22 protein-coding genes are annotated in these 18,649 nt (G+C 71.8%); 10 read left to right on the forward strand and 12 right to left on the reverse strand.

All coding sequences use genetic code 11. The annotated features are described in order from the left end of the window. Window positions 1–9 precede the first annotated feature (9 nt). The 6 genes from paaA to B0I32_RS11700 all read left to right on the forward strand — a co-directional run bounded on the left by paaA (window position 10) and on the right by B0I32_RS11700 (window position 4,922). Complete coding sequence (gene paaA, locus B0I32_RS11675) at window positions 10–969, forward strand: 1,2-phenylacetyl-CoA epoxidase subunit PaaA (protein ID WP_106237686.1); 960 nt, start codon at window positions 10–12, stop codon at window positions 967–969. Next, window positions 966–1,259, forward strand: a complete 294-nt coding sequence (paaB, locus tag B0I32_RS11680) for a 1,2-phenylacetyl-CoA epoxidase subunit PaaB (protein ID WP_106237689.1) — start codon at window positions 966–968, stop codon at window positions 1,257–1,259. The genes paaA and paaB overlap by 4 nt, the downstream gene beginning before the upstream one ends. A 26-nt stretch (window positions 1,260–1,285) precedes the next feature. After that, window positions 1,286–2,353, forward strand: coding sequence for a 1,2-phenylacetyl-CoA epoxidase subunit PaaC (gene paaC, locus B0I32_RS11685; RefSeq protein ID WP_425438091.1), 1,068 nt, complete (start codon window positions 1,286–1,288; stop codon window positions 2,351–2,353). Next, a complete protein-coding gene (gene paaD, locus B0I32_RS11690) occupies window positions 2,350–2,928 on the forward strand; it encodes a 1,2-phenylacetyl-CoA epoxidase subunit PaaD (RefSeq protein WP_358357233.1) in 579 nt (192 codons plus the stop codon). The genes paaC and paaD overlap by 4 nt, the downstream gene beginning before the upstream one ends. A 2-nt stretch (window positions 2,929–2,930) precedes the next feature. Further along, a complete protein-coding gene (gene paaE, locus B0I32_RS11695; RefSeq protein ID WP_106237692.1) occupies window positions 2,931–4,022 on the forward strand; it encodes a 1,2-phenylacetyl-CoA epoxidase subunit PaaE in 1,092 nt (363 codons plus the stop codon). Window positions 4,023–4,121: 99 nt separating this feature from the next. Continuing rightward, window positions 4,122–4,922 (forward strand): enoyl-CoA hydratase/isomerase family protein, encoded by an 801-nt coding sequence (locus tag B0I32_RS11700; protein WP_106237694.1) that lies wholly within the window; start codon window positions 4,122–4,124, stop codon window positions 4,920–4,922. An 81-nt stretch (window positions 4,923–5,003) separates the two neighbouring features. On the opposite strand, the gene B0I32_RS11705 is transcribed toward B0I32_RS11700, so the two are convergent. Beyond that, entirely contained in the window at window positions 5,004–5,633 is a 630-nt protein-coding gene (locus tag B0I32_RS11705; protein ID WP_106237696.1) for a TetR/AcrR family transcriptional regulator, read from the reverse strand. Between the two features lie 114 nt (window positions 5,634–5,747). Between B0I32_RS11705 and B0I32_RS11710 the strand changes: the two genes are divergently transcribed. Both B0I32_RS11710 and B0I32_RS11715 read left to right on the forward strand, forming a co-directional pair. Then, the gene (locus tag B0I32_RS11710; RefSeq protein ID WP_106237698.1) at window positions 5,748–6,665 is read left to right on the forward strand and encodes a cation diffusion facilitator family transporter; all 918 of its coding nucleotides are present in this window, start codon (window positions 5,748–5,750) and stop codon (window positions 6,663–6,665) included. Window positions 6,666–6,862: 197 nt separating this feature from the next. Beyond that, window positions 6,863–7,435 (forward strand): hypothetical protein, encoded by a 573-nt coding sequence (locus B0I32_RS11715; RefSeq protein WP_146178127.1) that lies wholly within the window; start codon window positions 6,863–6,865, stop codon window positions 7,433–7,435. A gap of 195 nt (window positions 7,436–7,630) precedes the next feature. On the opposite strand, the gene B0I32_RS11720 is transcribed toward B0I32_RS11715, so the two are convergent. Beyond that, entirely contained in the window at window positions 7,631–8,365 is a 735-nt protein-coding gene (locus B0I32_RS11720) for a dienelactone hydrolase family protein (protein WP_106237703.1), read from the reverse strand. A 274-nt stretch (window positions 8,366–8,639) separates the two neighbouring features. Then, window positions 8,640–9,455 (reverse strand): SigB/SigF/SigG family RNA polymerase sigma factor, encoded by an 816-nt coding sequence (locus B0I32_RS11725; protein WP_106237705.1) that lies wholly within the window; start codon window positions 9,453–9,455, stop codon window positions 8,640–8,642. A gap of 335 nt (window positions 9,456–9,790) precedes the next feature. Between B0I32_RS11725 and B0I32_RS11730 the strand changes: the two genes are divergently transcribed. Next, window positions 9,791–10,330, forward strand: a complete 540-nt coding sequence (locus tag B0I32_RS11730) for a hypothetical protein (protein WP_106237707.1) — start codon at window positions 9,791–9,793, stop codon at window positions 10,328–10,330. A gap of 58 nt (window positions 10,331–10,388) precedes the next feature. Here B0I32_RS11730 and B0I32_RS11735 read toward each other — a convergent pair whose 3' ends face one another. After that, window positions 10,389–11,024, reverse strand: a complete 636-nt coding sequence (locus tag B0I32_RS11735; protein ID WP_106237709.1) for a hypothetical protein — start codon at window positions 11,022–11,024, stop codon at window positions 10,389–10,391. 100 nt (window positions 11,025–11,124) lie between these two features. Continuing rightward, window positions 11,125–11,628, reverse strand: a complete 504-nt coding sequence (locus B0I32_RS11740; RefSeq protein WP_106237711.1) for a nuclear transport factor 2 family protein — start codon at window positions 11,626–11,628, stop codon at window positions 11,125–11,127. 33 nt (window positions 11,629–11,661) lie between these two features. Here B0I32_RS11740 and B0I32_RS11745 point away from each other — a divergent pair, with 33 nt between their 5' ends. Then, window positions 11,662–12,168, forward strand: coding sequence for a winged helix-turn-helix transcriptional regulator (locus B0I32_RS11745; protein WP_219911734.1), 507 nt, complete (start codon window positions 11,662–11,664; stop codon window positions 12,166–12,168). A 102-nt stretch (window positions 12,169–12,270) separates the two neighbouring features. Here the strand turns inward: B0I32_RS11745 and B0I32_RS11750 are convergent, their stop codons facing one another. From B0I32_RS11750 to B0I32_RS11780, 7 genes are read right to left on the reverse strand one after another with little or no spacing between them, the layout of a single operon-like run. Beyond that, window positions 12,271–13,704 carry an MFS transporter gene (locus B0I32_RS11750; RefSeq protein WP_106237715.1) on the reverse strand — a complete coding sequence of 478 codons (1,434 nt, stop codon included), beginning with the start codon at window positions 13,702–13,704 and terminating at the stop codon, window positions 12,271–12,273. A 54-nt stretch (window positions 13,705–13,758) separates the two neighbouring features. Further along, complete coding sequence (locus B0I32_RS11755; protein WP_181307323.1) at window positions 13,759–14,556, reverse strand: glycerophosphodiester phosphodiesterase family protein; 798 nt, start codon at window positions 14,554–14,556, stop codon at window positions 13,759–13,761. Window positions 14,557–14,595: 39 nt separating this feature from the next. Continuing rightward, window positions 14,596–15,135: a TrmH family RNA methyltransferase gene (locus B0I32_RS11760; RefSeq protein ID WP_106237720.1), complete on the reverse strand. Its 540-nt coding sequence runs from the start codon at window positions 15,133–15,135 to the stop codon at window positions 14,596–14,598. Continuing rightward, a complete protein-coding gene (locus B0I32_RS11765; RefSeq protein WP_106237723.1) occupies window positions 15,132–15,722 on the reverse strand; it encodes a class I SAM-dependent methyltransferase in 591 nt (196 codons plus the stop codon). Before B0I32_RS11765 ends, B0I32_RS11760 begins: the two co-directional genes overlap by 4 nt. Window positions 15,723–15,733: 11 nt before the next feature. Continuing rightward, the gene (locus B0I32_RS11770; RefSeq protein ID WP_106237726.1) at window positions 15,734–16,681 is read right to left on the reverse strand and encodes a VWA domain-containing protein; all 948 of its coding nucleotides are present in this window, start codon (window positions 16,679–16,681) and stop codon (window positions 15,734–15,736) included. Further along, window positions 16,678–17,616, reverse strand: a complete 939-nt coding sequence (locus B0I32_RS11775) for a DUF58 domain-containing protein (RefSeq protein WP_245955768.1) — start codon at window positions 17,614–17,616, stop codon at window positions 16,678–16,680. Before B0I32_RS11775 ends, B0I32_RS11770 begins: the two co-directional genes overlap by 4 nt. Further along, window positions 17,613–18,614 (reverse strand): AAA family ATPase, encoded by a 1,002-nt coding sequence (locus tag B0I32_RS11780; RefSeq protein WP_106237728.1) that lies wholly within the window; start codon window positions 18,612–18,614, stop codon window positions 17,613–17,615. Before B0I32_RS11780 ends, B0I32_RS11775 begins: the two co-directional genes overlap by 4 nt. Between the last annotated feature and the right edge of the window lie 35 nt (window positions 18,615–18,649).

Genomic DNA, 18,649 nt, shown 5'->3' on the forward strand with positions numbered 1-18,649 from the left:
GGAGGTAACATGACGACCACCCCAGCGGACCCGGCCCTGGAGAGCCGGCTGCAGGCCGGTTTCGACGCGACCATCGGCCGCCACGACCGCATCGAGCCCCGGGACTGGATGCCGGACGCCTACCGCAGGACCCTCATCCGCCAGATCGCCCAGCACGCCCACTCCGAGATCATCGGCATGCAGCCCGAGGGCAACTGGATCGGCCGCGCGCCGTCCCTGCGCCGCAAGGCGATCCTGCTGGCCAAGGTCCAGGACGAGGCGGGGCACGGGCTCTATCTGTACTCCGCCTGCGAGACTCTGGGCGTCTCCCGCGCCGAGCTGACCGACATGTTGCTCTCCGGCCGGCAGAAATACTCCTCGATCTTCAACTATCCGGCGCTGTCGTACGCCGACGTCGGGACCATCGGCTGGCTGGTGGACGGGGCCGCGATCTGCAACCAGGTGCCGCTCTGCCGCACCTCCTACGGCCCGTACGGGCGCGCCATGATCCGCATCTGCAAGGAGGAGTCCTTCCACCAGCGGCAGGGCTACGAGCTGCTGATGACGATGATGCGCGGCACCGACGCCCAGCGCGCCATGGTGCAGGAGTCGGTCGACCGGTTCTGGTGGCCGGTGCTGATGATGTTCGGCCCGCCGGACGCGCAGTCGCCCAACAGCGCCCGGTCGATGGCGTGGGGCATCAAGCGCAACTCCAACGACGAGCTGCGGCAGAAGTTCGTGGACATGACCGTCCCGCAGGCCGAGGCGCTCGGCGTCACGCTGCCCGACCCTGGCCTGCGCTGGAACGAGGAACGCGGCCACTACGACTTCGGCGAGCCCGACTGGGAGGAGTTCGCCGCGATCCTGCGCGGGGACGGGCCGTGCAACGCGCAGCGGATGGCCCACCGCCGGGCCGCGCACGAGGACGGGGCCTGGGTACGCGAGGCCGCCACCGCCTTCGCCGAGCGCGTCGCGGAGGACGTTCGATGAGCGCCGACCGGCGGGAATGGCCGCTGTACGAGGTGTTCGTCCGGGGCAAGCGCGGCCTCAACCACGTGCACGTGGGATCGCTGCACGCGCCGGACGACGCGATGGCCCTGCGGCACGCCCGCGACGTCTACACCCGGCGCAACGAGGGGGTCAGCATCTGGGTCGTCCGGGCCGACGCCATCGCCGCGTCCAGCCCGGACGAGAAGGACCCGCTGTTCGCGCCGAACGGCGACAAGGTCTACCGGCATCCGACGTTCTACGACATCCCCGGCGACGTCCCGCACATGTGAGCCTCACCCGATCGGACCACCGCACCATGAACGACCAACCCGTGAGCGACGAGCCCGTGACCGACGAACCTGCGGGCGCCCGGCCCGCGACCGGCGAGCCCGTGACCGGCGAGCTCGCGACCGGCGGACCCATGACCGGCGATTCCGCAATCGGCGGCCCTACGACCGGTGCACCCGTGAGTGACGAGCACGGCAGCGTCTTCGACGGGCTGCTCGGCGGCGACTCGTCCCAGTGGGCCTTCGGCACCGACTTCGAGGACCCGCTGGCCGGCGTCGACACCAGCACACCCGACGGCGTGGACCCCGCCGGCCTGGCCGCGTACTGCCTCATGCTCGGCGACGACGCCCTGATCATGTCGCAGCGCCTGTCCGAGTGGTGCAGCCGCGCCCCCGACCTGGAGGAGGACATCGCGCTGGCCAACATGGCGCTCGACCTCCTCGGCCAGGCGCGGCTGCTGCTGGCGCGGGCTGCCGCCGCCGATCCGGGCGTCGTGCCCGTCCTGCCCGAGGGCTCGCCGGTGCCGCCGGAGGACGCGCTGGCCTTCTTCCGCGACGACCGCGACTTCCGCAACGTGCGGCTGGCCGAGGTGGACAACGGCGACTTCGCGCACGTCGTCGTCCGCCTGCTGCTCTTCTCGGCGGCCCGGCTCGCCCTGCTCGAACGGCTGCGCGCCAGCCGGGACCACGTGCTGGCCGCCGTGGCCGCGAAAGGCGTCAAGGAGGTCGCCTACCACCGCGACTGGGCCGGGCGCTGGTTCCTCACGCTCGCCCTCGGCACCGAGGAGTCGCACCGCAGGCTCCTGGCCGCCCTGGACGAGCTGTGGCCGCTGCTGGCCGAGCTGACCGCCACCCACCCTCTCGAACGCTCCCTGGCCCAGGCCGGTGCAGCCGCCGACACCTCGTCCCTGCCCGGCGAGGTGAACGCCGTCCTCGGCCAGGTGCTCGCCACGAGCGGCGTACCCCGTCCAGAACGGGCCCCGCTGGCCGGCGTCGGCGGGCGCGCGGGCCGCGACGGCCTGCACACCGAGGCCCTGAGCCGGCTGCTCGCCGAGATGCAGGTGGTCGCCCGCGCCCACCCGAGCGGACGCTGGTGAACACCACCCACGGCCCCGCCGCTCACGGCCCCGCCGGGCCGGCCGGGACGGGCGCCGATCAGAACGCCGTACAGGCCGCCAGGGAGGTCGCGGGGCAGGTGCGCGATCCCGAGATGCCCATGCTCACCCTCGCCGACCTCGGCGTCCTGCGCGGCGTCGAGATGGTACGGGACGAGAGCGGCGCGGCGGTCGTCGTGGCCTCGATCACGCCGACCTACACCGGCTGCCCCGCCATGGCGACCATGCGCGACGACCTCGTGCATCGCCTCAACGACGCCGGGTTCGGCCGGGTCGAGGTGCGGGTCGTGCTCGACCCGCCGTGGTCCAGCGACTGGATCTCCGAACGCGGCCGCGCCGCCCTGCGCGCCGCCGGCCTGTCGGCGCCCGGCCCGGCCCCCAGGCGGAGCACGGGGCCGGTCCCGCTCACCCTCGGCCCGCCGCGGACCGCGCCGCCCTGCCCGCGTTGCGGCTCGGCGGCCACCCGGCTCACCTCCGAGTTCGGCGCCACCGCCTGCAAGGCCCTCTACCGCTGCACCGGCTGCCTCGAACCGTTCGAGCACGTCAAGGAGATCTGAGCATGACCACGCTCGCGCCAGGCCCGGCCCGTTCCCGGGCCGCCGTCTTCCACCCGCTGGCCGTGTCGGCGGTGGACCGCCTGTGCGAGGACGCCGCCGCGATCACGTTCGACGTCCCCGCCGAGCTGCGCGACGCGTACGCCTTCAGCGCCGGCCAGTCCCTCACCCTGCGCCGCGTGATCGACGGACGGGAACACCGCCGCTCCTACTCGATCTGCGCTCCCGCCGGCGCCGCGCCGCGCATCGGCGTCCGCGAGATCCCCGGCGGGCTGTTCTCCTCCTGGCTCGTCCGCGAGGTGCGGCCGGGCACCCGGATCGACGTCCAGCCGCCCACCGGCTCCTGGCGGGCCGACCCCGGCACGGGCGAGCGGCACCTGTGCGTCGCCGCCGGCTCCGGCATCACCCCCATGCTGTCGGTCGCCGCGACCGTGCTCACCCACCCCGCCGCGCAGGTCTCCCTCCTGTACGGCAACCGCACCAGCCGTACCGTCATGTTCGCCGAGGAGCTCGGCGACCTGAAGAACCGCTACGGGCCCCGGCTCCAGGTCGTGCACACGCTCTCGCGCGAGCCGCGCGACGTCGAGCTGTTGTCCGGCCGGCTCGACCGCGACCGGCTGCGCCGCCTGCTCACGACCCTCGTGCCCGTCGAGGTGTTCGACCACGTCTGGCTGTGCGGGCCGCTGCGCATGATCGAGGAGGCCCGTACGGTGCTCGCCGAGCTGGGCGTGCCCGCCGGACGCGTCCACGTCGAGCTGTTCTACGCCGACGCGCCGCCGCCCCCGCCGAGACGGACCGGAGGCGGGATCCCGGCCGGGGCCACCACGGAGCTGACGACCGTACTCGACGGGCTGCGGACCACCTCGACCGTCTCCCGCGAGACGCCGATCCTCGACGCCGCCCAGGCCACCCGCGCCGACCTGCCGTTCGCCTGCAAGGGCGGCGTCTGCGGGACGTGCCGCGCGGTGGTGCGGTCCGGCGAGGTGGACATGCGCCGCAACTACGCGCTCGAACCGGCCGAGGTGGCCGCCGGGTTCGTGCTGACCTGCCAGACGTACCCGGCGGGCGAGCACGTGACCGTCGACTACGACGCCTGAGCCCCGCACCCCTCACCCGCGCCCCTTACCGATCCGATACCGGCCACCATTCCGGACACCGACCACCGACCGGCCTCGACCGACCACAGGAGCCGCCACGTGCCCGAACACTCCGCCGTCCCGCCGTCCGGCCTGCTCGTCGAGGAGGGTGAGGACCGGGTCGTGTGGCGGCTCAACCGGCCCGAGGTCCGCAACGCCATCGACCGCGAGCTCGTCGCCGCGCTGCACGAGGCGTGCGCCGCCGTCGAGGACGATCCGAAGGTCGTCCTGCTCATCGGCGAGGGCGGCACCTTCGCGGCCGGCGCGGACATCGCCCAGCTCCGCGAACGCGGCCGCGACGACGCGCTGCGCGGCATCAACTCCAAGATCTTCGAACGGGTCCACCGGCTGCCGATGCCGGTCATCGGCCTGCTCGACGGGTACGCCCTGGGCGGCGGCGCCGAGCTCGCCTACGCCTGCGACTTCCGCATCGGCACGCCGCGCACCCGGATCGGCAACCCGGAGACGGGCCTCGGCATCATCGCCGCGGCCGGGGCCGCGTGGCGGCTGGCCGCGCTCGTGGGGGAGCCGCTGGCCAAGGAGATCCTGCTCGCGGGCCGGGTGCTGACCGCCGCCGAGGCGCACGCCGTCCGGCTGCTCAACGAGATCGTCGACCCCGCCGACCTGCTCGCCGCCGGCCACCGTCTCGCCGACCGCGTCACCGCGCAGGCGCCGCTGGCGACCAGGCTGATGAAGTCCGTCTTCCACGCGCCCAGGGAGGCGCATCCGTTCGTGGACGACGTGGCGCAGGCCGTACTGTTCGAGACGGGGGAGAAGCGGGCCCGCATGACAGCGTTCCTGGACCGCCGCCAGCGCAAAAGCCGTAAAGTTCCTGAACCACCGCCAACGCAAGAGCCGTGAAGACGAGCGCCCCCGACCGGTTCGGTACCCGTACCGACGAGGCCCCCGACCAGTCCGGCGGGCATCCGGTCGTGAGCCGCCTCAAACCTCGTGCTTGGCCAGGCCGTCGAAGGCGATGGCGGTGATCGCGTCGGCGACCAGCGCCAGATCGTACGCGCCGTCCGGCCGATACCACTCGACCAGCGAGTTGACCATGCCGAACAGCAGCCGGCTCACCAGCCCCGGCGGCACAGTGTCACGCAGCGCGCCCTCCGCCACGGCGTCGGCCACGAGCGCGGCCAGCCGGTCGTCCAGCCAGCGCCGCCGTTCCAGAGCCGCCAGCTCGATCTCGCTGTTGCCGCGCACCCGCAGCAGCAGCGTGACGGACGGCTGGTGCGCCACCAGCACCTCCACGCTGCGCCGCAGCACCTCGCGCAGCCGCTGGTACGCGCTGACCCCGGCCTGCTCCCGTGACGCCTCGGTGACGACGGCGGTCAGCTCGTCGAGGGCGTCGTCCAGCGCCTGGCCGAGCAGCTGCTCCTTGCTCGTGACGTGATGATAGATGGCCGCCTTGGTCAGCCCCAGCTCCTTGGCCAGGTCGCCCATGCTGGTGGCGTCGTAGCCGCGGCGGTTGAACAGCTCGACCGCGGCACGCAGGATCGCCTGCTGGTCGTAGCCCGGACGGCCCCGCCGGCGGCGCGGAGCCGGCTCGGCATGCTCAGTCCTGGTCACGAAAGCAGCATCTCACGCGCCCGGCCCCACCCCGCCCGCCGCACGGCGCCCCGGCCGCCAGGTTCCGTCCCGTCAGGCCCGGGTACGGGGGAGGCCGCACGGAAGGGGGACGGAGTGAGTGGTGGCGGTTCTCAGCAGGCGACGCTGGCGGCGCTGGCGGCGAACGTCGGGGTGGCGGTGACGAAGTTCGTCGCGTTCTTCTTCACCGGCTCCTCGTCCATGCTCGCCGAGGGCATCCACTCCGTCGCCGACTCGGGCAACCAGGGGCTGCTCCTGCTCGGCCGTACGCGCTCGGCCCGCGGGCCCAGCCCGGCGCACCCGTTCGGCTACGGGGGCGAGCGTTACTTCTACGCCTTCCTCGTCTCGGTGATGCTCTTCTTCGGCGGCGGCCTGTTCGCCCTGTACGAGGGCTACGAGAAGATCACCCATCCACATCCCCTGGAGAGCTGGCCCTGGGCCGTGGGAGTGCTGGCGGGCGCGATCGTCATGGAGGGCCTGTCGCTGCGCACCGCCGTCCGCAACGCCGGCCGGGTCCGTCGCGGCCGCTCCTGGGCCCGCTACATCCGCGAGGCCAAGGCGCCCGAGCTGCCCGTCGTGCTGCTGGAGGACGCCGCCGCACTGATCGGGCTGGCCTTCGCCCTCACCGGCGTCACGCTGGCCCTGCTGACCGGCAACACCGTCTTCGACGGACTCGGTTCGGTCGCCATCGGCCTGCTCCTGATCGTGGTGGCGATCACCCTCGCCAGGGAGACCAAGAGCATGATCATCGGCGAGGCGGCGGCGCCCGAGATCCAGCGCACGCTGGAGGACATCCTCCGCGATGACCCGTCGATCGACGACTTCACCCAGCTGCGGACCCTGCACCTCGGGCCGGAGAACCTGCTGGTGGCCGCCCGCGTCACCATGGCCGGCCGGCCGGAGGGGGACGCGGTCGCCGAGGCGCTGAGCAGGACGGAGCAGCACATCAGGGAACGCGTCCCCATCAGCACCGCCGTCTACCTCCAACCCGACTCCTCCCGGGCAGGCCGATAGCCCCGCGAGCCGACGAAATGCATGCGATGCCCTCTTTGTGACATCGCACAATGCGCGGATTTCGCACGGTGGGATATACCGTCCGTGCCGGGGAACATACGGTCCATGTCGGGGCGTACCGACACGAAACTTCGACCAAGGCGTTGACGACCTTGCCTTCGAGTTCGAGCCGCATACGCGTTGTGAGGAGAATGATCGTGTCAGAACGCGGAGAGCCTACGAGGGAAGAGAAGATCCGGGATGCGCTCAGTGCCGCCCCGCGCTTCATCGCGGAGACGGCGACGGTTCTGGACTCGGACATGAAGACAGTCCTCAGGGAAGGGTCGCCCGACTGGATCTGCATGCCGACTCCTCCCGGTCAGCCGGCTCCCGGCCCCATGTGCCTCGACCCGACCTGGATGCAGTTCGTCAAAGAGGTCATGCAGGGCAAGACGCCGACGATCGACCGTATCGGGATCTCCTACATGCTGATGGGAGAGACCGGTGCGGACTTCGATGATGTCTTCGCCACACAGCCCCCGGAGGGCAAGGACTGGTATCGCGCCGGACCCCACGAGATGTTCTGCTTTCCCCAAGGCACCGGACACATCTTGCAGGGGATCGGACACGACCCGTCCTCAGGACAGCCTTATGTACGACCGGTTCCAGGAGCTGAGCCCATGCTCGTCGTCCCGGTCGCCAAGCCGGGCGAGACGGCCTGCGGATGCCCGAGCGACTGCCCCTGCTGCCGGAACAACTCGGCTGGATCCGGCTCCGAGTCCTCGGCTTGAGGCAGTCATAGGGCGTAGGGGTGGCGGCGGTCACCATCACAGCAGTCACTACACGAACCGGACCGCGGTTGAAGCCGCTTCGATGGGTTGAAGCCTGCGCCGCTTGGCCTGGGGTTCGGTCCGTGGATCTCGCCTGGGCGGGCCCGGCAGGTGCTCAGGAAACGCCAGAACGCCTGCCGGTAACCCGGGCCGGGGTTAGGTCAGGTGGCGGGTGAAGAAGTGCACCGTGCTGTCCAGTTCGTACGCGGGCAGGATGTCCGCGTGTTTGCCCGGGTTGGCGTGCAGGGTCTTCTCGGCTGAGCCGAGGGCGTCGAACAGGGCCAGGCCCTGGGTCCGTGGCACCCGTTCGTCGTCCCACTGCATCAGGAACTCGACGGGGACGGTGATCCGCGCGGCGGGTTCGGCTGAGGCGGCGGCTCCGCCGAGGCCCAGGACGGCTGCGCGGATCCGGGGTTCGGCGGCCACGAACGGTACGCCGAGGCCGCAGCCGAGTGACACGCCCCAGTAGCCGGCCGGGCCGGTGCCGACGTGTTCCAGGCTCTGGACCGCGTCCAGCACCGCCTGCCACTCCGGTACGGTCTGACGGGCCACGACTGCCTGGAACTCGGCGATCAGCGCGGCCAGGTCCTCGCCGGCCGCCACCCGTGCCTGGTTCTCGGTGTTGATGCGGTCGTATTCGGGGTCCACCGGCCGGTCGCCGTGGCCGGGGACGTCGGCCGCGACCACCGCGAAGCCGCACTCGCGGACGAAGCGGTGCGCGCGGGTCAGGATGCCGGGGGCCTTCTTGTGCTGGCCGCCGCCGTGTCCCATGACGATGAGCGGGCGGATGCCGGTGGCGCCGTCGGGCGTCCAGAGCACGCCGGGGATGTCGCCGAGGGTGAAGAGCTGTTCGCGGACGCCGTCGGACGACGTCTCGGAGATGATGCGCATGAACGTGGAAAGCCTTTCGGGATGCCCGCGGGCTCTCCCTAGGCCGTGGGAGAGAGGGAGGCCCGGCATGTCACAGCGTTGATGGGACTCACCTCCTCGGTTCGCACTGGCTCACGGCGCTGGACAAGTTATCACAAGAGGTCGATCGGCGGCCCGCTCGGCGGGCGATCAGGTAAGGCGGGTGAGGCGGCCGCTGCGGGAGGCGGGGGTGTGGTCGGGCGGCGGTGCTGGAGATGCGGGGAGTGAGGTGGAGGTGCGGGATGTGGGGGTGTGGTCAGGCGGCGGTGCGGGTGGTGGGGGATGGGCGGGTGTCGGCGGTGTTGAGGGATTCGCGCAGCCGGGTCAGGACGGCGCGCAGGATCCGGGACACGTGCATCTGGGAGATGCCGAACTCCTCGGCGATCTCGGCCTGGGTCAGGTTGCCGTAGAAGCGCAGCAGCAGGATGTGTCTCTCGCGGGCCGGCAGGGCCGCGACGAGGGGCCGGACGGACTGTGCGTCGATCATGGTGTCCAGCGTGGTGTCGCGGTCGGGGATGAGGTCGCCCAAGCAGGCCCGTCCGCCGCCGGAGTCGTCGCCGGTCGGGGCGTCCAGGGACAGGGTGCTGTACGCGGCCGAGGCGTCCATGCTGCGCAGCACCTCCTCCTGCGTCAGCCCCATCCTGGTGGCCAGGTCGGCCGCGGTCGGCGTCCGGCCCAGTTCCTGGGTCAGGTCGGCGGTGGCGTGCTTGAGCTCGGAGCGGCGCTCCTGGAACAGGCGCGGCACCCGGACGGCCCACGTACGGTCCCGGAAGTGCCGCTTGACCTCGCCCGCCACGGTGACCGCCGCGTACCCGCGGAACTCGTGGCCGAGGTCGGGGTCGAAGCCGTTGATGGCCTTGACCAGACCGAGGTAGGCGGCCTGGCGCAGGTCGTCGATCGGCTCGCCGCGGTCGGAGTAGCGGCGGGTGACTTCGGAGACCAGCCACTGGTGCATCTCCACCAGGCGTTCGCGGACCTGGGCCCGCCGCCGGGCGCCGACGTCCGGCCGGTGCATCTCGTCGAGGAGTTCTTCTGCGGTCATGTGCTCGAACGCGCGGTTCTGGGCGGCCATGGTGTGTCGTGTCCCTGCCTGTGCGGCGTGCCGCCCGGCCCGGAAGGTCCGTCCGGGGGCGCGCCTCGAATGTGTCGCGAGACGAAGCCCTCTGCTGGACCTCTGCACTCATCCGCTGACCGGACAGAGCCACGCTAGTCGTCCCGAAAGGTGACAAGTCCGGACCTGCTCGGGATTGATCGGGCATTTCCGGCCGCCGGGCCCACGTTCTCGTCCCAGGTGCGGGTTGTGATTTCCGGGTTCGGGCGACCGTTTCACGCCCTGGTCCCGGCTGAGGTTTCGGCTCGACCGGATGGGGCAGCGGGGCGGCTTGAAGACGGAGATGAGGTGACCCGATGTACCGTGCCCGGCCCGGCGGCGCCGATCGTACGGCGGCCGATCGTCGTGCGGCCGCCAGTCACGCGACCGGCCGTGACACGGACGCCCACGACACGACCGGCCGTCACCCGGCAGACCGTTATGCGGCTGACCGTTACGGGGCTGACCCGTACGCGGCCGGTGGCGATGCCGCCGACGAGGCCGGCCGTCTGGAGGCGCCGCACTTCCAGGCGCAGCATCCGGGCACACCGATGCGGTACGAGCCCGCGTACGGGATCGGCGCCGGCGGTCGTCCTCTGACGTCAGAGCGGGACCGCGACGCCGAGCGCATCCGGGCCGTGCTACGCCGCGCGGACGGCCCCGGGGCGGCGGGCGAGCGGCACGAGGTCACCGTCACCGGCGGGGACGACGGCGTTTATGTCGTCACCTGCGCCGACGCGTACACAAGAATGCCGGCCCGGATGAGCGCCCACGTCACCGCGCTCACCCGCGCCGGCATGACGGCCGAACCACGGCCGGACGGCGTGCTTCACGTCCGGGTGACGTCAGCGCTCTGACGGCCCCGAGCGAATCCGGCCGCCACGGGACGGCCGAAGTACGGTCGGACGGGGTGCTTCACGTTCGGGTGGCGACGGCGCTCTGACGGCCCGCGAGCGAACCCGACCGCCACAGGGCGGCCGCCGTCCACAGCCCGCCGACCAAAATGAGGGCCCCGTGGGCGACCCGCAGCGGGTACGGGCCGAAGAACTGCGGGATGAACAGGGCGAACCCCAGCGCCAGCGGCACGCCGCTCCACCGCGGCAGCGTGCCTGAGCGCCAGATGGCGAGCGCCGCCATGACGGTCCCGACGCCGAGCAGCACCAGTCCGCCGGCGAACATCGTGACCGCGACGGGCCCGTACCTGAACTCCTCGGCCAGTTCCATCAGCGCCGGCGCTCCGTCGCGCAGGGAGCGCCGGGCGATGACGTTGAGCCCGAAGTCCTCGGCCCCGTAGTACGGCAGCGTCAGGCCCGCCCCGATCCACGTCACCACCGTGGCCCGCAGCGACAGCCGGTCGCCGAGCACCTGGTGCAGCCCGAGCGCGCCCAGCCCGAGCAGGATGAACCCGACCATCGCGGTGGCGTGCCCGGTCACCCACGCGGTGGAGGCCATGGCGGCGGCGTCGTCGCCGGAGGGGCGGATCGCCGGATAGAGGAGGAAGAGCAGCCCGCCGGTGGCGTAGGCGGCGGCGGTCAGCCGAGGGGTGGTCATCGGTGCTCCCTTGAAGGTGCGTCGCTCTGTTATGAGAGCAATGCTCTCGTCAAGGGAGAGCCGCTGTCAAGAGCGGTGCTCTCGTTCTGGAGAGCTGTCCTTATTTCGGTGGCGTCAGGAGCGGGACCAGGGTCCGGTCCCCGAGGCGGGTGATCGCGGCCAGCGGCTTGACCGCGGCTCCTACCAGCAGTGCCAGGCCGGGACGGCCGGCCGCTCTGGCCAGGCCCGGGCCGAGCGCGGCCATCATCGCGGTGAGCGCGGGCAGCGGCCGGATCCACAGGGTGAGCTCCTCGATCAGGCCCTCCTCGCCGAACCGCAGCACGGCCGTCTCGTGCATCTCCATGCGCCCGATCCGCGCGGTGGCCGTCACCGCCCGCGTGTGCTCGTCGCCGACGTCGCTCTGGTAACGGAGGTCGGAGATGGCGTCCAGGACGACGGAGAACAGCTGGTTCACCTGCTCCCTGCCCTGGAACGCGGCCCGCCCGCTGAGCGGGGAGTGGAAGACGACGTCGGCGGCGAGTGTGGCCGCCAGGGCGTCGAGGTCGTGCTCCTCGCCGGCCCGCCGGTACGCCAGCGCTGGTGAGTCCTGAATGTGAACTGTCATGGGTTCACTTTATCAACCCACTATCCTGGGGTCATGAACAGGTTCGGTGAGATGCACTGCTCCATCGCCCAGGCCGTCGGCGTCGTCGGCGAGCCGTGGACGCCGCTGATCCTGCGTGACCTGTTCCTCGGCCTGTGCAGGTTCGACGACCTGGCGCAGGACCTGGGGATCTCGCGCAACCTGCTCACCCGCCGCCTGGAGCACCTGGTGGCGGCGGGGGTGGTGGAGAAGCGGCGCTACCAGGAGCGCCCGCCGCGCCACGAGTACGTGCTGTCGCGGGCCGGCCGCGACGTGGTGCCCGCGCTGTTGACGCTGATGGCCTGGGGCGATCAGTGGTCCACGCCGCCCGGTGGGCCGCCCGCGCTGCTGGTGCACGACTGCGGCGCGCAGTTCACGCCCGTCGTCACGTGCCCGCACTGCGGGGGCGCGGCCACGGCGGACACGGTGACGGCCGTACGCGGCCCAGGTGCGGCTCAGGGGCCGGGCACGATGCTCCTGTCCGCAGGAGTCGCCGCCGAAGCCGCCGAAGCCGCCGACTGAGCCCAGACCGACAGTGCCCGCCCGACAGTGCCCGCCCGATGCCCGCCCGGCTGAGGCCGGCCGTGCACCCGGGACGCGGCTCAGCCGGCCCGGGACACCAGGTCAGATCCGTCCGGGCACCTCGTTGCCCGCCGCGCGGATCGCCTTGGGCAGGTTCGTCATGGCCAGCAGCACGAACCCGAGCACGAAGAAGACGACCATCGACAGGATGGCGATGCGGTAACTGTTGGTGAGCTGCAGCGTGATCGTGATCGTGAGCGAGCCGATGAACGCCGACCCCTTGTCGCTGATCTGCAGCAGGCTGAAGTACTCCGCCTCCCGCCCCTTCGGGATCACCTGGGAGAACAGCGAGCGCGACAGTGCCTGCGTGCCGCCCAGCACGATCGCGATCGCGAACGCCATCAGGTAGAACTGCAGCGCCTGCCCCTCGGCCACGAACATGGCCATCGCCACGATCGCCGTCCACACCACGAGGCTGGCCAGCACTGTCCGCTTCGTCCCGATGCCGCGCGCCAGCCACCCGAGCAGCAGCGCCCCGAAGAACGCCACGAACTGCACCATGAGGATCGCCGTGATCTGCACGGTCTGGTCCAGCTTGAGCGCCTCGGAGGCGAAGGCGGCGCTGTTGCCGATGACCGTCTGCACGCCGTCGTTGTAGACCAGGTACGCGACCAGGAACAGCAGCGTCAGCGGATAGCGGCGCAGCTCCGACAGCGTACGGCCGAGCTGGCGGAAGCTGCCGCCGACCGAGCGCAGGGCCGTGCTCTCGTGCGCGGGCACCGGCCGGTTGCGCAGCCGCAGCAGCGGGAAGATCGTGAACGTGGCCCACCACAGGCCCGCCGACATCATGCAGATCCGCACCGCCATGCCCTGGGTCAGGCCGAGGCTCTCGTGCTGCAGGAAGAGCACCAGGTTGAGCGCCAGCAGCAGGCCGCCGCCCAGATAGCCGATCGCCCAGCCGCGCGACGACACCCGGTCGCGCTCCTCCGGGGTGGAGATCTGCGGCAGGAACGAGTCGTAGACGACGACGGAGGCGCCGTAGGCCACGTTGGCCAGGATGAACAGCACCCCGCCCAGCAGGTAGCGGTCGCCCTCGACGAAGAACAGCGACATCGCGGCCAGCGCCCCGAGGTAGGCGAAGACGCCGAGCATCTCCCGCTTGCGGCCGGTGTGGTCGGCCAGCGCGCCCACGATCGGCAGGAACACGATCTGCAGGAACACCGCGACCGTGGTGATGAGCCCGAAGTACGCGGCCGGGCGGATGTCGGCGCCGAGCACGTCGACGTACCCGAGCCCGGGGTTGTCCGCCGCCAGCCGGTCGAACGTGTCGACGCAGGTGGCGGTGGCGACGCCGGCGAAGTCCTTGGCGCAGGCGGCGGTCTTGGCGACGGGGATCAGGTAGGGGCCGAGGAAGACCGAGATGATCGTGGTGTAGAAGGCGGAGTTGGCCCAGTCGTAGAGGTACCAGCCGCGCTGCTCACGCCGGCGCGCCGCCGGGGAGTCGTCGAGGTCCGCGGGGGGTGCGGGTACGGGCATGATGTCGTGTGACTCCTGTACGGGCGGCCGGGGGCCGGGGGGAAGGGGACTCTCTCAGGCGGCCATGCTGCCGGGATGCCACTGGCCGCGCCGTTCGAGCACGCCGCGCAGGCCGGTGACGTTGTCGGTCATGAGGCCGTCCACGCCCAGGTCGAGCAGGTGCTCCATGCGGGCGGTGTCGTTGACGGTCCACACGTGCACCTGCATGCCGATGGCGTGCGCCGTGCTGATCAGGCGCCGGGTGGTGACCCGCAGCCCGCGGAAGCCCACCGGCACCTGCGCGCAGGGCACCCCGGCGCGCGACAGGCGGGTCAGCAGGCGGCCGTAGCCGGAGGTGGCCGCGGCGGCCCGCAGCGCGGCCACGCCGCGCGGGCCGAGGGCCGAGCACACCTCCCGGCCGAGCGCCGCCCTGGCCAGCACCAGGCGCTCGTCGGAGAACGAGGTCAGGCAGATCCGGTCGTAGGCGCCGGTCCGCCTGATCGCCTCGGCCAGCGGGGCGATGGCGGCCGACTCCTTGACGTCGATGTTGAAGCGGATCTCGGGCCAGGTGCCGAGCAGGTCCTCCAGCAGCGGGATCTCGTGCACCCCGCCGATGCGGGCTCTCCTGACCGCCTGGTAGGGCAGCTCGGAGATGCGGCCGCGCCCGTCGGTCACGCGGTCGAGCGTGTGGTCGTGGAAGGCCACGAGCACGCCGTCGGCGGTGGCGTGCGCGTCGGTCTCCAGATAGGCGTAGCCGAGCGCGACCGCCCGCTCGAAGGCGGCGACGGAGTTCTCCGCGCCTTCCGCCGCTCCGCCGCGGTGGGCGAAGGCCAGCGGCCCTGGATGGTCGAGGAAGGGGAATCGGCGGCTCAGCACGTACGGAAGTATGCCCTTCCCTGATGAACGGTGAGGTTACGAATCGGGGAGATTCTGCCATTCCTGGCGTCGCGCCTCGGCCAGCGCGATGGCCGCGGCGACCGCCACGTTGAACGAGCCGACCCGCCCGACCTGCGGGATGTAACAGGCGCCGTCGACGGCGTCGAGCAGGGCGGGGGAGCAGCCGTGGTCCTCGCTGCCGACCACCAGGCACACGTCGCGGCCGAGGTCGGCCCGGTGCAGCGGCACCGCCTCCGCGGTCAGCTCGATGGCCAGCACGGTGTAGCCCGCTTCCCTGGCGGCCTTGACCGCCTCGGTGGCCGGCACCGCCTCGTGCCAGGTGACCAGGCGCTCGGTGCCGAGCGCGGTCTTGCCCGCCTTGGGGTTGGTGGGCGGGGTGGCGTTGCCCGCCAGCCAGACCTCGTCCACGCCGAACGCGGCGGCGCTGCGGAAGATCGAGCCGATGTTGAACGGGCCGGTGACCGACTCGACGATGAGGCCGAGGCGGTTGCCGGTGTTCCTGCGCCAGGTGCGGTTGAGCCGCTTGACGTCGGTGGGGCGCAGTTGCCTTCTCAACGGGTCACCTTCAGTATCCGGTAGGCGGCCCGGCTGGCCTCGCGTGAGGCCTGCCACCCCTGCTCGCCGAGCCAGCGCTGCAGGGAGTCGGAGCCGAGGTGTTTCTGGACGACCAGGTAGGCCACGCCGTCGGGCGTCAGCCGGCTCAGCCACCTGGTGAGCATCTCGTGCAGGGCCGGCTTGCCGATGCGGATCGCGGGGTTGGACCAGATGGCCCGGAACCGCACGTCGTCCGGCATCTCGTCGGCGTGCACGGATCTTACTTTGTAAAGGCGGGCGGCCTTGGCGTTCCGCTCGGTCAGCTCCAGGCTGCGCCGGTTCACGTCCACGGCCCACACGCTCGCCTCAGGCGCCCGGGAGGCCATGGTGAGCGCGATCGGCCCGTAGCCGCAGCCCAGGTCGAGCAGGTCGCCCTCCTGGGGCGGCGGCGGCACGCTCTCCAGCAGCACGCGCGTGCCGACGTCGACCCGTTCCGGCGAGAACACGCCGCTGTCGGTCTCCAGCCGCAGATGCAGGTCGGGCAGGACGAGATCGACCGACCCCGGCCTGCTCGCCGCCCCCGGCTCCTCGGAGAAGTAGTGCGCCACGTCGCCAAACGTTACGGGATCCGCGAACCGAACAGGACCGCGGCGCCCGCCACCAGCACCCCGGCCAGGATCGCGGCCACGATGAACCACTGCGTGATCTCCTGGTTGACCAGCTTGTAGCCGAGTGAGGTGCCGATCTGCTCGTAGACCTCGCGCAGCTCGCTGCCGGACTCGGCGGTGTAGGCGCGGCCGGTGGTGCCGTCGGACAGCGACTGCAGGGTCTGCTTGTTGACCGGGACGTTCACGGGCCGGCCGTCGATGGAGACGGTGCCCTCCTGGGTGCCGTACGCGATCGTGGAGACCGGCACGCGGGCCTGCTGGGCGGCCTCGATGGCCTCGTTCACCGACCGCCCCGAGGTGTTGTCGCCGTCGGACAGCAGCACGATGGCGGCCGGCGGCGGGTCGGTGGCGGCCTGCTGGTCGAAGGAGCGCAGCGAGTCGAGCGCGTTGAAGACGGCCTCGCCGATGGCCGTGCCGGGACGGGTGGTGAGGTTGCCGATGGCGGTCACCACGGCTTGGTGGTCGGTGGTGGGGGAGATGACGACGTTGGCCGAGCGGGCGAAGGAGACGACGCCCACGTTGAAGCGGTCGGGCAGCTCCTTGGCGAACGCCTGGGCGGCGGCCTTGGCGGCGCTGATGCGGTCGGGCTGGACGTCGTCGGCGTCCATGGACAGGGACACGTCGAGGGCGATCATGATGGTGGCGCGGTCGCGGGGGACGCGTACCTCGTCGGCGGGCTTGGCGGCGCCCACGACGAGCAGCGACATCATCAGCAGGAACAGGCCGGGCGCGACGTGCCGGCGCCAGCCGGGGCCGGCGGGGGCGACCAGGTTGAGCAGGGCCAGGTTGGTGAAGCGCACGGTGTAGCGGCGGCGGGCGAACATCGCCAGCACGTAGCCGGCGGCCAGCAGCAGCACCAGGACGAACAGCCACAACCAGCCCGCGGCGAGGAATGTCATGCGGAGGGCCTCCGGTGGGCGAGGTGGCTCGTGCGCCGCTGGCGCAGCACGAACTGCGCGACGTCGAACACCCAGTCGCGGTCGGTGCGCAGGACGAGGTGGGCGATGCCGGCGCGGCGCAGAGCCAGGCGGGTGCCCTCGCGCTGGAGGGCGGCCGCCTCCGCGTACGCGTGCCGGATTTTAGGCGTGAGGTGCACTTCGCGTACGTTCCCGGTCTCGGGGTCGGCGAACGCGACCCGGCCGACGTCGGGCAGCTCCAGCTCGCGCGGGTCGATGATCTCGACGGCCAGCACCTGGTGGCGGGCGGCGAGCCGCCTGATGGGGCGCTCCCACGGCCGTTCGGCGTCGGGGTCGAGGTCGGGCTCGGCGTCGAGGAAGTCGGAGACGATCACCCGCATGCCGCGCCGCCTGCGGGTGGCCGACAGCACCTCGATGCCCTCGGCCAGGTCGGGCGGGTCGTCGACGATCCGGCCGCGGGGGGCGTCCATGAGGGAGTGCAGCAGTCCGTAGAGGGCGGGGCGGCCGGTGCGGGCGGGCATGCGGTGCACGTACTCGTCGTGCAGGACGAGCGCGCCGAAGCGGTCGCCCATCCGGCTGGACAGGAACCCGAGGGCGCCGACGGCGGCCACGACCAGGTCGCGCTTGTCGCTGTCGGCGGTGCCGAAGTCCATGCTGGGGGACAGGTCGGCCAGCGCCCAGGTCTCCAGCTCGCGGTCGGCGATGAGGTCGCGCACGTGGGGGATGGTGGTGCGGGCGGTGACCGCCCAGTCCATGCGGCGCACGTCGTCCTCGCCGGGCACGTAGACGCGGCTGTCGCCGGCCTCGCTGCCGGTGCCGGGCAGCAGCCCCTGGTGGGCGCCGTGCAGCAGCCCGTCGAGGCGGCGGGTGACGGTCAGTTCGAGCCGCCGCAGGGCTTGCTCAGCGGTGGTGGTCAACGGTTCTGGTTCCAGACGACGAGGGGCGGGGGTACGGCGTGCAGGATCTGCTTGACGACCTGCTCGGGGTCGACGCCGTCGGCCAGGGCGTCGAAGGTGAGCATGAGCCGGTGGGACATGACGTCCACGGCGACGTCGCGTACGTCGTCGGGCAGCAGGTAGTCGCGGCCGCGCAGCAGGGCCAGGGCCCGCCCGGCCGAGACCAGGCCCAGGGTGGCGCGGGGGCTGACGCCGATCTCGATGGTCTCGGTGAGGTCGGCCAGCCCGTACTCGGCGGGGGCCCGGGTGGACATGACCAGCCGGACGACGTAGTCGGCGACGAGCTGGTGCACCGAGACCTGCTCGGCGGCCTCCTGCAGCGCCAGCAGCCGGGCGGGGTCGAGCACCCGCTCGGGGACCGGCGGGGTGACGCTCATCCGGTGCAGGATCTCCAGCTCCTCGTGGGCGCTGGGATGCGGCACCCGCACCCGGAACAGGAACCGGTCGCGCTGCACCTCGGGCAGGGGGTAGACGCCCTCGGACTCGATCGGGTTCTGGGTGGCCAGCACGATGAACGGCCTCGGCAGCGGGTGGGTGACGCCGGCGAGGGTGACCTGGCGCTCGGCCATCACCTCCAGCAGCGCCGACTGGACCTTGGCGGGGGCGCGGTTGATCTCGTCGGCCAGCAGGAAGTTGACGAACACGGGGCCGAGCTCGACATCGAACTTCTCGTTGGAGGGGTGGAAGACGCGGGTGCCGACGATGTCGCTCGGCACGAGGTCGGGGGTGAACTGGATCCGGGCGAACGTGCCGCCCACGACGGTGGCCAGGGTGGAGGCGGCGAGCGTCTTGGCGACGCCCGGCACGCCTTCGAGCAGGCAGTGCCCGCGCGCGAGCAGGGCCACGATCAGTCTTTCGACCATGTGGTCCTGTCCGACGATGACACGCCGGACCTCGTCGAGACTCTGACGCAGCAGTGCCGCGTCGTTTCCGCCCGGCAACTCTTCGGCGACGCTCATGACGCCATTCCACCAAACGCGCCGCAAACGTGCAC

The sequence above is a fragment of the Nonomuraea fuscirosea genome, from assembly GCF_003001935.1.
In the GTDB taxonomy this organism is placed as follows: domain Bacteria; phylum Actinomycetota; class Actinomycetes; order Streptosporangiales; family Streptosporangiaceae; genus Nonomuraea; species Nonomuraea fuscirosea.